The organism is Microcystis sp. LE19-41.2A, assembly GCF_027530405.1.
In the GTDB taxonomy this organism is placed as follows: Bacteria; Cyanobacteriota; Cyanobacteriia; order Cyanobacteriales; family Microcystaceae; genus Microcystis; species Microcystis aeruginosa.
In genome coordinates this window covers 1-13,339 of sequence record NZ_JAPZQJ010000185.1, presented here as the reverse complement: position 1 = coordinate 13,339, position 13,339 = coordinate 1, and the positions used below count along the sequence as shown (strand labels likewise).

Genomic DNA, 13,339 nt, shown 5'->3' with positions numbered 1-13,339 from the left:
ATGTTCAACCTTATTTCCTAGAAAGTTTTACTCGTTCAAGGCCGAATTTGAAGTCTTTTCTGAACGAAACCCCCTACTATCTGTGGTCAAGGTTCGGTTTTTAGCTTGGTTATCGCTTTTTGCATTGTAGCTTAAAGCCGTCCTTTTAGGACGGGGTTTTCAACCCAAATTTTCGATAATAGTTAAGAAAGTGGACAAGGCTGATAAATTTCTGATTGGTCCGATTTTTACCCAGATCGGCAAACGGGAGTTTAGTCATTATCCCAAGATTCCGAGGCGATTAAGTCACCAATTTGATCCCTGAGAAGGTAGTCACACCGTTCTAGTTCACATTCAACACAAACCCACTCCCGAGGGGGAATGAACTGACAGAGGGTGTAGATCGGTTGGTGTCTGCTCACTACCCCCTGTTCTACCATCTGACGGACTTCGTCCTTAATCATCCTGATAGAGTAAGCGGTGGGAGCGGTGGAGAAAGTTATGGCACTCATGGGAGATTTCCTGCAAGATCTACAAAAAAGTCTTATCAATAACTATACTCTAACCTATAAGGGGACAAAAGAGATTTTTTGCTGTATCGAGGATGACAATTTTTTATATATAGCGAAACCCTCTCCCCTCACCAGTTTAGGCTTAGGTTAAGAAAAGTTAAATTTATCGGCTAAAAGCTGTCGAGTCCCCTTATACCGAATCGGCTTTTTTAGCCGTCAGGAGTCAGGAGTCAGGAGTCAGGAGTCAGGAGTTAGCTTTTTCTCCCTACTCCTCTCTCACCACTTCCCACTTCCCACTTAAACTAATAAATGGGGAATAAAAATAAAAGCCGCTACGAGTAAAGCGGCGATCGAGGCGATTAAAACGGCACCAGCGGCACAATCTTTCGCTATTTTGGCTAAATCATGGTAGGATTGCCCCACCGTCAGATCTACGACTGATTCTAGGGCAGTGTTAATTAATTCTAAGACCATCACCAGAGCGCAGGTAAGGGTGACAATCGCCATTTCCATGGCATTAACCCGCAAAAATAAGCCCCAACTAACCGCTACTAGGGTAATCAGGGTGTGAATGCGAAAATTTCTTTGACTAACAAAAGCATAACGGACTCCGGCCCAAGCGTAGCGAAAACTGACTAACAGATTCGAGGCGACTTGCCAAGCGTATTCTCTTTGACTGGGATTGTTGCCCTCACTAACCTGTCCCGATCGAGGGATAAAATTATTGTTGAGATAGGGATTAGGTATGCTGGCAGATTGGTTGGCTTGATGATAATTTGTCTTCATATTCCTCAATAATGCTTGACAAAAATAACTAACTATGTATCGGCATTTCGACGGTTTTTAACAAAGTTTCCTGTAAAGATAGCATTTCTAACAGACTTGTTTCATCGGGATGGTCCCAACCCAAAAGATGTAAACAAGCGTGGGCAGTTAACCAGGCCAATTCTCGCGCCAAAGAATGATTTTGTGTTAAAGCCTGTTGTTGTGCTGTCTCCACAGAGATGATAATATCCCCCAAATATAAAGGTTCTGTCTCTAAAATGCCCTCATCCACTGGTAAATCCACTTCCAGAGCGGCAAAAGCGAGAACATCCGTCGGTTGATCTTTGTGGCGATATTGGCAATTATAGGTCTGAATTTCTCGATCGTCTGTTAAACGCAAACTTAGTTCATAACCGGCGGCAAGGGGGAGATAATCCGATAGATAGCCTAACCATGTCTCCAACCAATAGTGCCAAGTTTCCCCATCCACAGGACTATTTCCGGGATCAAAATAATTATCCTGTAGGCATAAATCCACCCCTAGGGGCAAAGTCTCACTCACCAGATTTCACCCTAGGGACGCGTCAGATAGGAAATACCGACAAAAAAGCCTAATAGGGCTGCTGTAGTCAAAAAAAAGTGTTTTAACGAGACGCCTTTTTTCTTGACCATATTCCGCATCGCCAGCTTGACGTAACTGGGTTGCGCTTCGGTGGCGGTTTCTACTGCGGGGTCAGTGGTGCTAACAGGTTCAGTCATCAGTAATTCCCCAGATAAAGATTGATCGCTATAAGTGTAACAGATTATTAAAAAAGTGCCAAAAAAATTCAATTATGGGAAAAATTGTTACCCGTCCGGGATAGTCAAAGTGGTCACTGCGTGCGCGTTGCGGGGGGTTTTGGGGTGTTAGGGTTTTAGGGTTTTAGTTCAATTTCCCCACTTCCCCACTTCCCCACTTCCCCACACCCCACACCCTACACCCCACACCCCACACCCCACACCCCACTTCCCCAGCAGTCTAACCATGTCTTCCCAATATCCCGAAAGCATCCAGACTATTTTTCAAAAAATTTGGGGCTATGATAGCTTTCGCTTTCCCCAACAGGAGATTATCGAGACAATTTTAGCGGCAAAGGATGCCCTAATTGTCATGCCCACGGGATTTGGTAAATCTATCTGTTTTCAATTGCCCGCTTTATTAAAAACCGGCTTAACCCTAGTGATTTCCCCCTTAGTTGCCCTGATGGAAAATCAGGTGGAGGAATTATTAGCCAAAAAACTACCCGTCGCCCTGATTCATAACGAAATCCCCCGACAACAGAGAAAGAAAACCTTAGCAGCGATCGCAGATCAAACCCTGCGACTTCTCTATCTTTCCCCGGAAACCCTCTTAAGTCCGCCCCTCTGGTCAAAATTAACCCTTCCCCACGTTAAAATTAACGCTCTCATCCTCGACGAGGCCCATTGTTTAACCCAGTGGGGCGATAATTTTCGTCCTGCTTACCGTCGTCTTGGGGCCGTCCGTCCCGCTCTTCTGCAATCGAAACCGGCCGGCAGCCAAATAGCGATCGCTGCTTTTACTGCCACCGCTAACCCCGCCACCCGCGAGACTCTCACCCGCATCTTACAACTAGAAAAACCACAACTTTTCTTAATAAATCCTTACCGTCAAAACCTTGACTTAAGCACCAAAATATGTATTAGTCCCGGTTGTCGTCGTCATCAACTATTAAACTTCCTCACCAGTCAACCTCGACAATCCGGCCTGATCTATACTCGTTCCCGTCGCCATAGTGAAAATTTAGCGACATGGTTGCAATCTCTCCACTATCGCACCAGTGCCTATCATGCCGGTTTATCGCCCTTTCAGCGTCGGGAAATAGAACAAAATTGGCTGCGGGGGGATTTAACTTTTGTTGTCTGTACCTCAGCTTTTGGCATGGGTATCAATAAACCCGATGTGCGTTGGGTTGTCCACTACCAACCCCCAGCTTTACTATCGGAATACCTACAGGAAATCGGCCGCGGTGGTCGCGATGGGGGTAAAATGCAGGCTCTCACCTTAATTAGTGAACCGACGGGATGGTTAGATAATAGCGATAAAAACCAGCAAAAATTCTTTAACTCCCAACAGGAGCGCCAATACCGACAAGCTTGGCAAATTTTAGCCCAAATTCCCCTAGAGGGCAAAGTAGAGGCGATTAGTGCCGAATTTCCCGATGGTGCGCTCATTCTCTCTCTTTTACACAGTCTCGATCGCCTAGAATGGCTCGATCCTTTTCATTATCGGCTTATTTATCCTCATAATTCAGCCAAGATGACTTTTAAACCCAAAAATGAGATATTTCCCTACCTCTATACCCGTCGCTGTCGTTGGCACTTTCTCTTAAATGCCTTTGGTTTTCAGGAAAATGCCGATAATTTTCGCTGTGGTCATTGTGATAATTGTCGTCGCAATCGACCTCTGGTAAGCTAGGGAGCGCCAGAGCAGGGAGAACAGAGCATTTGTACTAAATTTTTTATGTCTTTTTTCTCCTCCTGTCTCGGATTCTCCTCACTTAAGGTCAGATTTTTGATTTTTGCAGGATATCTATAGCGGTTTTCCCAGAAGTTAGTCCCCATTGAATCTATCAGCGGATTTACGATACCTTACCCGAAATAATAGTGAAATTTTGTGACAAAGTGCAGCCAGATATAAGAATCTTTGCTAGATTTCTAGAAAGCTTCTGTGATAAGTCTCCTTAAAAAGAGATTGTTTGCAGTAAGCTAATCTGGCTAACACGCTTTTGGGCGTGATATCGGGAAAAGTTCGGGCGATTGCGCCTAAATAGAATGCTGGAAGTTGATTTGCGAATGCTATAGTTTAGTTAATGCCCAGTCACTGCCATTTTTTTGGAGGTTCTAAAATGTCAACACGTTCTTTTGCAGCATTTCTCAACGAAGTGAAGTCAGACGAGGCTTTTGCTCGTGATCTCAAGAGTGCTTTAGTATCTGTTAACAAAGATGAAATATCGGTAATTGTTGCCGAATTTGCACACAGGAAAGGCATAGTGGTAGATATAGAATCCTTGAAGGCGCCCGTGAATATTGCATCGGATCCAGAGTTCTCCGATGAGGAACTAGAGATCAACGGGTCTTGTTGTGGTTTTCGTAGCAATTGCGGAACCTCTTGCATCGAATTTCGCAGCGCTTTGGTTCCCGGATACAATTTCGTAGATTGATTGCCATGATCCTGAGCCTTGTCCGTTAAGCGGGCGGTCAGTTGATTTGCGACTGTTATAGATTGGTTTAAACTTAAACTCAGTGATTTCCATTTCTTGGAGGTTCTAAATGTCACCACGTTCTTTTGCAGCATTTCTCAACGAAGTGAAGTCAGATGAGACTCTAGCTCGTGATCTCAAGAGTGCTTTAGTATCTGTTAACAAAAATGAAATACCGGGAATTGTTGCCGAATTGGCGCACAGGAAAGGCATAGAGGTAGATATAGAATCCTTGCAAGCGTCAATGAATATTACATCGGCTCCAGATTTCTCGGATGGAGAGATTGAAATCGTTAAAGGGCCGATCATGGCGACATTTTGGTTGCTTAGTTGTGACTGTAATTGTTACTCTAAAACACCGAATTCAAATGATAGTCCTGCTTGCTAGATGTAGCATAAGTAATCAATCTCTTTCCTTATCTTAAACTCTTAAACTACCGTGTAGGCAATGCCAATTTTTACCCAACATCACCCAGAAGGAACGTAAGGTGAATTAACATTGCCTCCACCTTAGCGACATACCATCGCACCTTGCTCATAAAGCAAACCTACCATATCCACTATCCGTTCAATGAAAAATCATCAACATGAATGCACAAGAATTGGCCAATGTTCTTCAAAGAGTCAAAGCTGACCTTGTTTTGCAAGAAACATTAAGAGTTACTAAACAGGACTGGATTAAATTGAACCTAACAACTCAAGAAACATTCTGGGGAATTAATACCTGGTCTGAGAATGTTAATGAGATCAGTGATTGGGAACTTGAATCAAGCAATAGTTGGACTAAACAATATACTGACTGTGGCGGGACATGTGGAGCAATTAGTCGTGCTTGTTGTGGGTAACAAGCTGGTTGCTTAAAGTCTATTAAAATTTTCCTTATGCTTTTTTAGAAGAACCAAATCAACATCAACAATGAAAAATGACAAGTGTAAAAGTTTACCAAAACTTCTAGCCAAGGAGGGCTGGACTCTCCGGCATCGTTTAGATTACTCTCAAGTCCTGAATTTGCGTGAATACGTTGATGAATCACACCAGCTTAATGAATGGAGTAAGATTGTTGCCCCTCATCAGACTGAGAACTTTATTAAGCGTTTAGAATGGTCAGGCTATACCCCTAATCAAGCTCTATGGGCTTTAAATCCTCCTGAAGACGCAGTTCCCGCTCATCCAAATTGGTTAGATTTCTTGACTTGTTTGCGTCAAGTTCTCGTGGAGGCTGGAAGTAGTTTTAGTCAAGAGAAAGGCGCAAACCAGTATTCTACAAAGTCTCAGCCTTTACCTTTTGAAGAACTCTGGTTGCCTTTATGTGATTGGGGAGTGAGTGAGCTTAAACAGCGTTTATCCCCAGATTTCTTAGGGGGAGTTAGTGATGATGCTGTGAACAGTCTAACAGAAACACTACTTACCCGTCTCTGTCAATTAAGTGAGAAAGTTCTGTGGGAGGAATTTCACAAAGGTCGAACTCCCGGTCAAATACTGTTAGCTCATCTAGGAGATAATGGCGATGGTAGTGGACTGCCGATAAGGGAGGCTTATTTAACATTTATTCAAGATAATCTTCAGGATGGTCTTGAAAAAATATTGACGATATATCCTGTTTTAGGTCGCTTGTTAGCAACAGTGGTAGAATTGTGGCTAGAATCAAGCATTGAACTATTAAAGCGTATTCATGAAAGCCGACAAGAGTTAAAGAATTGCTTTGATATTTCAATCAATGCCAAAATAAGTGACATTCAACAAGGGATGAGTGATTTTCATCGAGGTGGGCGTTCTGTTGCAGTCCTACACTTTAAAGAATCAGACCATGAAGAGGAAACGCCTCAAAAAGTAGTATATAAACCCAAAGACATGAATGTAGATTCTGTCTATCAACGATTGCTTGGTATCATCAATCAACAGATTGGAGAAAATGTATTTCGGGTTTTGAAAATCCTTCCCATGCAAGGATTTGGTTTCATGGAGTTCGTGGAACATCGTCCCTGTGTTGATGATCAAGAATTAAGTAACTTTTACAAAAATGCAGGCCGATTGATGGCAGTTCTTCACATATTGGGTTGTACAGATTGTCACCATGAAAACTTAATTGCGTGTGGAGAGCAATTAATACTTATTGATACTGAGACTCTTTTAGAAGGCGATGTTGGCAATCATACTAATAATGATGACATTGCTATTAGCAGTTTACAAGAGTCAATGGGAAGCTCAGTTTTACGTATTGGCTTGTTACCGCAATGGCTATTTATAGGACGAAAAGCTCATGCAGTTGATATTAGTGCTTTAGGTATAATACCTCCTAAAAGTTCTTATATTGAACAACCTGGATGGTTAGGGATTAATAGTGATGGAATGTTTTGGGGAGAAGTAGAGACACCCGTTGACATCCCCACTAGCTCTCCTTTCCCCATCGGCAGTTCTAATCGTCTCAAAGAATTTCAGGGGGAACTGTGCGAAGGATTTCGCATACAAATGCAGCAATTTCTTGATTATCGTCAGGCATGGTTAGACTCAAATTCTATACTTAGAGATTTTGCTGGCTTACCCCGTCGGATTGTTCTTCGTGCTACTCGTATTTACTTTCTCATTCAACTTCAGTGTTTAGAACCTGCTTCCTTAAAAAATGCAATAGCCTACAGTCTTAAACTAGAACAGCTTGCTCGTAGTTATGTTTTGTCCATCGAAAAACCGATTAATTGGGCAGTTTTTGAGGCTGAACTAAGACAAATGGAACAACTCGACATTCCATTTTTTGAACATTTAATTGATAGTGATATCTTAACCTTATCTGACGGCTTGCCCAATATTGAGCGTTTTTTAGATACCTCTGGTCTATTAGCTTGTCGAAGACGGTTAGAAGAACTCTCAATTGATGAAATTAATTTTCAAATACAATTAATTAAAGGAGCAATAGAAGCCAAGCAAATTAAAGTTAGTTCTCTAGAATTTCCGACAGAACAAATTAATATATCTAATACCTTCCCAAGTAGTGACTATAAACTTGATGAAGTAATTCGTATCGCCAAACAATTACAGCAACAAGCAATCAGAGATCAGCGTGGCTATCCTGAATGGTTAGGTATAGACATCGGACAAGATCAAGAAAAATTTAACTTTGGTTTAGTTGGTCTTTCCCTCTATGGAGGTCGTTGTGGCATTGCTTTACTTTTTGCCGCCTTAACTCACTTTTTCAGACAGCAAAACTCTGATTTAGAATTTCAAGAATCTTTAGTTAACGATATTCGTGGTTCTGTTGCTCAGATATTAGATATTGTTAAATCAAAAGATGGTTTTCTTTTATTTCGTTACCTACGAGATCAACCTCTTGGGTTATCAGGAACTGGTGGAATCCTTTTAACACTCCAGATTCTAAACCAGTTAGAAATCAACCCTATTGATGAAGAATTTCCTAACTATGAAAGAGTCACTCAAAAGATTATAGATTGTCTTACCTCAGAACGTATCAATAAAGATCAAGAATGTGATTTAATTAGCGGTTGCGCTGGTTTGATTGGCCCACTTTTATCAATAGCTCAAGATGTTGAAAGAAAAAATTTTTCATCTCAAAAACCTTTAGATTTAGCTATTATATGTGGGGAGCATTTGATTTCTCAACAAATGGAAGATGGTGGATGGTTGACCTTAAGAGATAAAAAGCCCCTAACAGGTTTCTCTCATGGTGTTTCTGGGATTATTGCTGCTTTATCTCGTTTATATCAACTGACGGAAGATAATCGGTTTTTAACTGCTATTCAAAAAGGTTTAGGTTACGAACGCTCTGTATTTTGTCTTGAAAAAAGAAATTGGCCAGATTTTCGCTCCAGTTCTGAACCGACAAAATTTATGAACAGTTGGTGTCATGGCGCTCCCGGTATTGCCTTGAGTCGTCTTTGTCTCAAAGAATCAGGGATATGGGATGAGCAAATTGCCACAGAGATAGAAATAGCTCTTAAAACTACCGCAAAACAAGATACAGGTGTCGATCATCTCTGTTGTGGAAGCTTTGGTAGAGCAGCTATTTTGAATTTGACCAGTGATTTTGACATGGGAGATAAATGGGATCTGTTTGCCCAGCAAATAGTAGAATTAAGTCTGAAAAGAGCTTTAAACCAAAAATCTTACCGCCTTTTTTCAACTCAAGAAGGTGAATTACTGTTACCTGGAGTATTTACTGGGATGGCAGGAATTGGACTTCAGTTATTATCATATAGTAGTGGGAAGACAAAACAAATAGTTGCACAATGTCTAACATCAAACTTACTTTTATTTTAACATGGAATTGTAAGCACATGGCAAACGCTCAAATCCAAAGAAAGCTATCCCAAATTAGTCTTGAGCTTGGATACAGGCTACCATTTGTTTGTACCCCTTACGAGTTCATAGGATTTAAGCTTCGAGGAGAATAACTATGTATAAAGATGAAATTGTCGAAGAAATTCACAAATATAGAGAAGAATACGCAAAATCTTTTAATTATGATCTCAAGGCAATATTTGACGATCTTAGAGAAAAGCAAATTGCCAGTGGACGTAAAGTTATTAAGCTCCCGATCAAGCGACAGTATAACAAATCACTGCACCCGACCGAGAGTGCGATCGTCTTCACGCACTGAAAGTTATTAGCTGTAGGGTGCGTTCCCTAATATGGCTCCTACTGCTCCAGCGATCGATTTTTGGGAACGCACCATGCACATTGATTGCAGCTGTGGGTTAAAGTGCGATGTCGAAGGCACTGGGTAGCAGTACACCAATCTTGTAGAGACGTAGTAGGATGGGCATTAGCTCATCCTACAGACCTGTGAGATATTATAGAGGGGTCTCCAGAAGTCAAATCGTAATCAGGAGTTAGTATATGCAAGCAATCCTTTTAAGCCGTGAAGAAGTTGCTCAACGTGCAGAGAAACTGTACGAAAGCAGAATCCGCCAAGAGGTGGAAGTTGAAGAAAACATTGGCAAGATGGTTATCATTGACATTGAAACAGGTGACTACAAAGTTGATGAAAATGGCTTACACGCTGCTGACTTATTGAGCGAGAAACACCCCCATGCTCGGCTCTTTGGGATCAAAATTGGCTACAACGTTGCTGCCGCTTTTGGTGGGGGTGTTATGGAGCGTGTAGTTAAGTGATTTCAGGTATTGTGGCTAATGGACACCCGATCATCACTATCCCATTTCGGATTCCAAATCGCGCTGACTTTCCGATTGAGTTTGTAGTAGATACAGGATTTACAGATGAGCTTTGTTTACCACCCGAAGCAGTAGCATTACTGAATCTTCCTTTCAGGTACGATATGCGTGCGAATTTAGCAGACAACAGCCAAGTAATGCTGCCTCTTCACAAAGCAATTATTATCTGGAATGGTGAGGAGCGAGAAACTCGTGTATTTGCCACAGGGCGGCGACCCCTGGTTGGAACTGCTTTATTAGATAGCCATGAACTTGTGATTCAGTTTACGGAAGGTGGGTTGGTAACGATTGATGATTTGTAGTGCGATGCCGAAGGCACTGCGTAGCAGCACGCCGATCTTGTAGGGTGCGTTCCCTAAGGCGGCTCCTACTGCTCCACCGATCGATCAATTTTTGGGGAACGCACCATGCACATTGATTGAAGCGCCGATTCAAATTTGAAGTGCACCACTGGGGGGCTTGCGATGAGGCGGCTCATCAGTAGTAGAGCGGGAGCACTTCGTTAGAATAAATCAAAGTATAATTAAGGCAAAATACTGAGTTGAGGTCAACCAGATGGCAGTTCGTCAACGGCGTTATCCCAAAGATGAGTTAGCCGAGCGAGGGCAAAAACTCTACGAATCTGGCATTCGGCAGCAAGTCGAAGCCGGTAATGAAGGTAAGATTGTAGCGATCGACATTGAAACTGGAGAGTTTGAAGTCGATGAAAACGTTGTGCCTGCAACTAATCGGCTCTTTGAACGTCACCCCGATGCCCAACCTTGGATCATTCGTATCGGACATCGCGCTGTTTATCATTTCGGGGCACGGAGTTTGAAGAAAAATCCATGATGGAAGGTGTTGTAAATTTGCGGCGTGAAGCCACGCTAAGGATTGTAGTCGGAAACTCAAATCGGCAACTGCAAGCGGTTGACGCGGTGATTGATACTGGGTTCAATGGATTTTTATCTTTGCCCTCTACAATCATCGCTACATTAAATTTACCTTGGAGTGGTTCTGATTTTGTCACGCTGGGTGATGGCAGTGAAACTTATTTTGATCTGTACACTGGGACTGTGATATGGGATGGGCAGTACCAAGAGATTGATATTGCAGAATCAGAAACAGAGCCTCTACTAGGAATGGCGCTGCTTTACAGATATCGGTTGCAGGTCGATAACATTGAGGGCGGTAAGGTCAAGATTGAAGCCTTATGAGCCAGTGCTAGAAGAGATTCGGTGAGGCGCGGTCTAACAACGCAGCCGTAGCCGTAGGGTGCGTTCCCTAATATGGCTCCTACTGCTCCAGCGATCGATTTTTGGGGAACGCACCATGCACATTGATTGAAACTGTGGGTTAAAGTGCGATGCCGCTCCTCCCGCTCAAACCCCGGAACCCTCTGCTCTCGTTGGTCCGGGGGCCGTCGTCGCTCTGGGGGCTGGCTTCAAGCGCCGCCGCGCCTAGGCAGACAAAAACTAAGCGTTAATTGAAGGTATTACAACAGGATATCTGCAAGGGTCTCTTTTTTTGTGGGTAATTGTGAATTAGAGAAATTGACATATAATAAGAGCATAGAGCTAAATATACCTTTAAAATAGCTTTTCTCATGCCTACCGTCCTTCAAGTTGGGCCTTACAGTTTTATCTTTTTCAGTTCAGATCAACGAGAGCCAGCCCATATCCATGTCAAACGAGATCGCAAACTCGCTAAATATTGGCTTGATCCCATTACCTTAGAGAAAAACCGAGGATTTAAAGAACATGAATTAAACCAGATTGCTAAACTAATAACAGAACATCAACCCGCAATCCTAAGCGCATGGCATGATTACTTTGACCCTTGAAACCGAGCCAATTGCCCATCAAGTGACCCTAACCGACGATAAATTAATAATCGACCTAGCCGACGGTCGCAGCATCACCGTTCCGCTAACATGGTACCCTCGTTTACTGCACGCCTCCCCCGCCGAGCGTCAAAATTGGCAACTCTTAGCGGATGGATGTGCTATCGAATGGCTCGATCTAGATGAGCATATTGGTATCGAAGGACTATTAGCTGGTCGGCGCAGTAGCGAGAGTTCACGCTCCCTGAATCGATGGTTAACAACTCGCAGACAAACTGTAACCGAGTAAATGGGGACAATGTTTCTGTTGTGCCACCCCAACTCCTCCATTCTTGCCCTGTAATTTATATCAAAATTTACTTAGGGTTTGCTGAATAAATCTAAAAACCTTGTTGGGTAAGACTTTTAGACTTTTTGTCAATCAAAAAGTACCAGGTATGGGAGTGATCATGGGGAAAATTCTGGGACTTTTTCCCTAAAAATTAGGTAATTGGCCACCTCAAAACCGGTAAAACCCCACACCCCACACCCCACACCCCACACCCTGCCCCCACCGAAAAACTTTTTCAGCAGACCCTACTTAAACCTTGACAATGAGGCAGAGGCTTAACAACAAGCGATCGCGCTTTTCTTGGCGCTCTGCGATCAACCCTGCCAGTGCGATGCCGAAGGCACTGCGTAGCAGCACGCCGATCTTGTAGGGTGCGTTCCTTAATGTGACTCCTACTGCTCCACTGATCGATCGATTTTTGGGGAACGTACCATGCACATTGATTGAAGTTGTGATCCCAAATCCCGTTACAATAAAACGAGTAAAGACGAGGTTTTAGACCCGATTTTTTTGATACCATTTAGTGAATAATCGACCTCTGGTAAGCTAGGGAGCGCCAGAGCAGAGCGTTTGTACTAAATTTTCTATGTCTTTTTTCTTCTCCTGTCTCGGATTCTCCTAACCTAACGGAAGGTTTTTGATTTTTGCAGGAGATATATAGCGGGTTTCCCAGAAGTTAGTCCCGATTGAAACGCTGGCCTATCTAGGGGTTGCTGAATAAATCTAAAAACCTTGTTGGATAATATTTTTAGACTTTTTTGAAATCAAAAAGTACCAGCGATTGGAGTGATTGGGAGGAAAATTCAGGGACTTTTTCCCTGAAAATTAGGTAATTGACCGCCTGAAAATGGGTAAAACCCTACACCCCACACCCCACACCCCACACCCTAGCCCCACCAACAAACTTTTTCAGTAAACCCTATCTATCAAGAGATTTACCATACCTTACCCGAAATAATAGTGAAATTTTGTGACAAAGTGCAGCCAGATACAAGAATCTTTGCTACATTCCCAGAAGGCTTCTGTGAAAGGTCTCCTTAAAGGAGGCTGTTTGCGGTAAGCTAATCTGGCTAACACGCTTTTGGGCGTGATATAGGGGAGGATACAACCATGACTCATGAGATTTTAGGTGAATTTTTATCTTTGCCTGCTGAAGCACAGAGCCAAGTAGTCAGCCTGATCGCTTTTTTGAAACAAAAGTACATATATTCTGAACCTCTGTCTGCATCGTCAAATGTTGATTTAGTTAATGATCCCTTTGTTGGAATGTGGCGCGATCGTCAAGATTTAGATAGTACTACTTGGGTGCGAAATTTACGAGAAAGCGAGTGGTCAAAGACAAATGGCTATACTTTAGACGTTCATAATCTGAGATTTATTAAACTTCTGAAATCGTAGAGTCAGCAAGGAATCCAGTTCTTTTTTATGTTTCAAATGGGCATCATTCAAACATTCATAAATGGCTGAAGAAAAGTCAGAAAAGTTT

The 13,339-nt window shown here is 42.6% G+C and carries 18 protein-coding genes and 3 pseudogenes; 16 read left to right on the top strand and 5 right to left on the bottom strand.

Going from position 1 to position 13,339, the window contains the following annotated elements; translation table 11 throughout:
• Positions 1 to 251: 251 nt before the first annotated feature.
• Entirely contained in the window at positions 252 to 491 is a 240-nt protein-coding gene (locus O9290_RS08450) for a DUF4327 family protein (protein WP_002738935.1), read from the bottom strand.
• Here O9290_RS08450 and O9290_RS08445 point away from each other — a divergent pair.
• A complete protein-coding gene (locus tag O9290_RS08445) occupies positions 481 to 642 on the top strand; it encodes a hypothetical protein (RefSeq protein WP_196219891.1) in 162 nt (53 codons plus the stop codon). The genes O9290_RS08450 and O9290_RS08445 overlap by 11 nt on opposite strands.
• 146 nt (positions 643 to 788) lie before the next feature.
• Here O9290_RS08445 and O9290_RS08440 read toward each other — a convergent pair whose 3' ends face one another.
• The 3 genes from O9290_RS08440 to O9290_RS08430 are packed head-to-tail and all read right to left on the bottom strand — an operon-like array spanning position 789 to position 2,015.
• Positions 789 to 1,277: a diacylglycerol kinase family protein gene (locus O9290_RS08440; protein ID WP_288057870.1), complete on the bottom strand. Its 489-nt coding sequence runs from the start codon at positions 1,275 to 1,277 to the stop codon at positions 789 to 791.
• A 28-nt stretch (positions 1,278 to 1,305) separates the two neighbouring features.
• Complete coding sequence (gene ybeY / locus O9290_RS08435) at positions 1,306 to 1,818, bottom strand: rRNA maturation RNase YbeY (protein ID WP_002770902.1); 513 nt, start codon at positions 1,816 to 1,818, stop codon at positions 1,306 to 1,308.
• An 11-nt stretch (positions 1,819 to 1,829) separates the two neighbouring features.
• A complete protein-coding gene (locus O9290_RS08430; RefSeq protein WP_002752941.1) occupies positions 1,830 to 2,015 on the bottom strand; it encodes a DUF3285 domain-containing protein in 186 nt (61 codons plus the stop codon).
• 265 nt (positions 2,016 to 2,280) lie between these two features.
• Here O9290_RS08430 and O9290_RS08425 point away from each other — a divergent pair, with 265 nt between their 5' ends.
• The 15 genes and pseudogenes from O9290_RS08425 (at position 2,281) to O9290_RS08360 (ending at position 13,251) form a co-directional block, all read left to right on the top strand.
• Positions 2,281 to 3,732: a RecQ family ATP-dependent DNA helicase gene (locus O9290_RS08425; protein WP_288058818.1), complete on the top strand. Its 1,452-nt coding sequence runs from the start codon at positions 2,281 to 2,283 to the stop codon at positions 3,730 to 3,732.
• A gap of 430 nt (positions 3,733 to 4,162) precedes the next feature.
• Entirely contained in the window at positions 4,163 to 4,477 is a 315-nt protein-coding gene (locus O9290_RS08420) for a hypothetical protein (protein WP_149106498.1), read from the top strand.
• Positions 4,478 to 4,586: 109 nt separating this feature from the next.
• Positions 4,587 to 4,904, top strand: a complete 318-nt coding sequence (locus O9290_RS08415) for a hypothetical protein (RefSeq protein ID WP_288058812.1) — start codon at positions 4,587 to 4,589, stop codon at positions 4,902 to 4,904.
• A 199-nt stretch (positions 4,905 to 5,103) separates the two neighbouring features.
• On the top strand, positions 5,104 to 5,361 hold the full coding sequence (locus tag O9290_RS08410) for a hypothetical protein (RefSeq protein ID WP_288058814.1): 258 nt from the start codon (positions 5,104 to 5,106) through the stop codon (positions 5,359 to 5,361).
• A 70-nt stretch (positions 5,362 to 5,431) separates the two neighbouring features.
• Positions 5,432 to 8,785, top strand: a complete 3,354-nt coding sequence (locus tag O9290_RS08405; protein WP_288058816.1) for a type 2 lanthipeptide synthetase LanM family protein — start codon at positions 5,432 to 5,434, stop codon at positions 8,783 to 8,785.
• Positions 8,770 to 8,919 (top strand): annotated as a pseudogene (locus tag O9290_RS28450) (type II toxin-antitoxin system VapC family toxin); the annotation flags it as partial. The gene O9290_RS08405 and the pseudogene O9290_RS28450, both read left to right, overlap by 16 nt.
• Before the next feature lie 2 nt (positions 8,920 to 8,921).
• Positions 8,922 to 9,125 (top strand): hypothetical protein, encoded by a 204-nt coding sequence (locus tag O9290_RS08400; protein WP_002747099.1) that lies wholly within the window; start codon positions 8,922 to 8,924, stop codon positions 9,123 to 9,125.
• Positions 9,126 to 9,364: 239 nt separating this feature from the next.
• Positions 9,365 to 9,640, top strand: a complete 276-nt coding sequence (locus tag O9290_RS08395) for a hypothetical protein (RefSeq protein ID WP_002739245.1) — start codon at positions 9,365 to 9,367, stop codon at positions 9,638 to 9,640.
• The gene (locus tag O9290_RS08390; RefSeq protein WP_008205585.1) at positions 9,637 to 10,002 is read left to right on the top strand and encodes a clan AA aspartic protease; all 366 of its coding nucleotides are present in this window, start codon (positions 9,637 to 9,639) and stop codon (positions 10,000 to 10,002) included. The genes O9290_RS08395 and O9290_RS08390 overlap by 4 nt, the downstream gene beginning before the upstream one ends.
• Before the next feature lie 253 nt (positions 10,003 to 10,255).
• Positions 10,256 to 10,531, top strand: a complete 276-nt coding sequence (locus O9290_RS08385) for a hypothetical protein (protein WP_002752924.1) — start codon at positions 10,256 to 10,258, stop codon at positions 10,529 to 10,531.
• Positions 10,528 to 10,896 carry a hypothetical protein gene (locus O9290_RS08380; protein WP_002752923.1) on the top strand — a complete coding sequence of 123 codons (369 nt, stop codon included), beginning with the start codon at positions 10,528 to 10,530 and terminating at the stop codon, positions 10,894 to 10,896. The genes O9290_RS08385 and O9290_RS08380 overlap by 4 nt, the downstream gene beginning before the upstream one ends.
• A gap of 202 nt (positions 10,897 to 11,098) precedes the next feature.
• A pseudogene (locus tag O9290_RS08375) lies at positions 11,099 to 11,143 on the top strand (hypothetical protein); the annotation flags it as partial.
• A 142-nt stretch (positions 11,144 to 11,285) separates the two neighbouring features.
• Entirely contained in the window at positions 11,286 to 11,522 is a 237-nt protein-coding gene (locus O9290_RS08370) for a DUF4160 domain-containing protein (protein WP_008205592.1), read from the top strand.
• Positions 11,503 to 11,811 carry a DUF2442 domain-containing protein gene (locus tag O9290_RS08365; RefSeq protein WP_002752921.1) on the top strand — a complete coding sequence of 103 codons (309 nt, stop codon included), beginning with the start codon at positions 11,503 to 11,505 and terminating at the stop codon, positions 11,809 to 11,811. The genes O9290_RS08370 and O9290_RS08365 overlap by 20 nt, the downstream gene beginning before the upstream one ends.
• A gap of 1,152 nt (positions 11,812 to 12,963) precedes the next feature.
• Positions 12,964 to 13,251, top strand: a complete 288-nt coding sequence (locus O9290_RS08360) for a hypothetical protein (RefSeq protein ID WP_288055043.1) — start codon at positions 12,964 to 12,966, stop codon at positions 13,249 to 13,251.
• Here the strand turns inward: O9290_RS08360 and O9290_RS08355 are convergent.
• Positions 13,207 to 13,339: pseudogene (locus tag O9290_RS08355) on the bottom strand (IS630 family transposase); the annotation flags it as partial. The gene O9290_RS08360 and the pseudogene O9290_RS08355 overlap by 45 nt on opposite strands.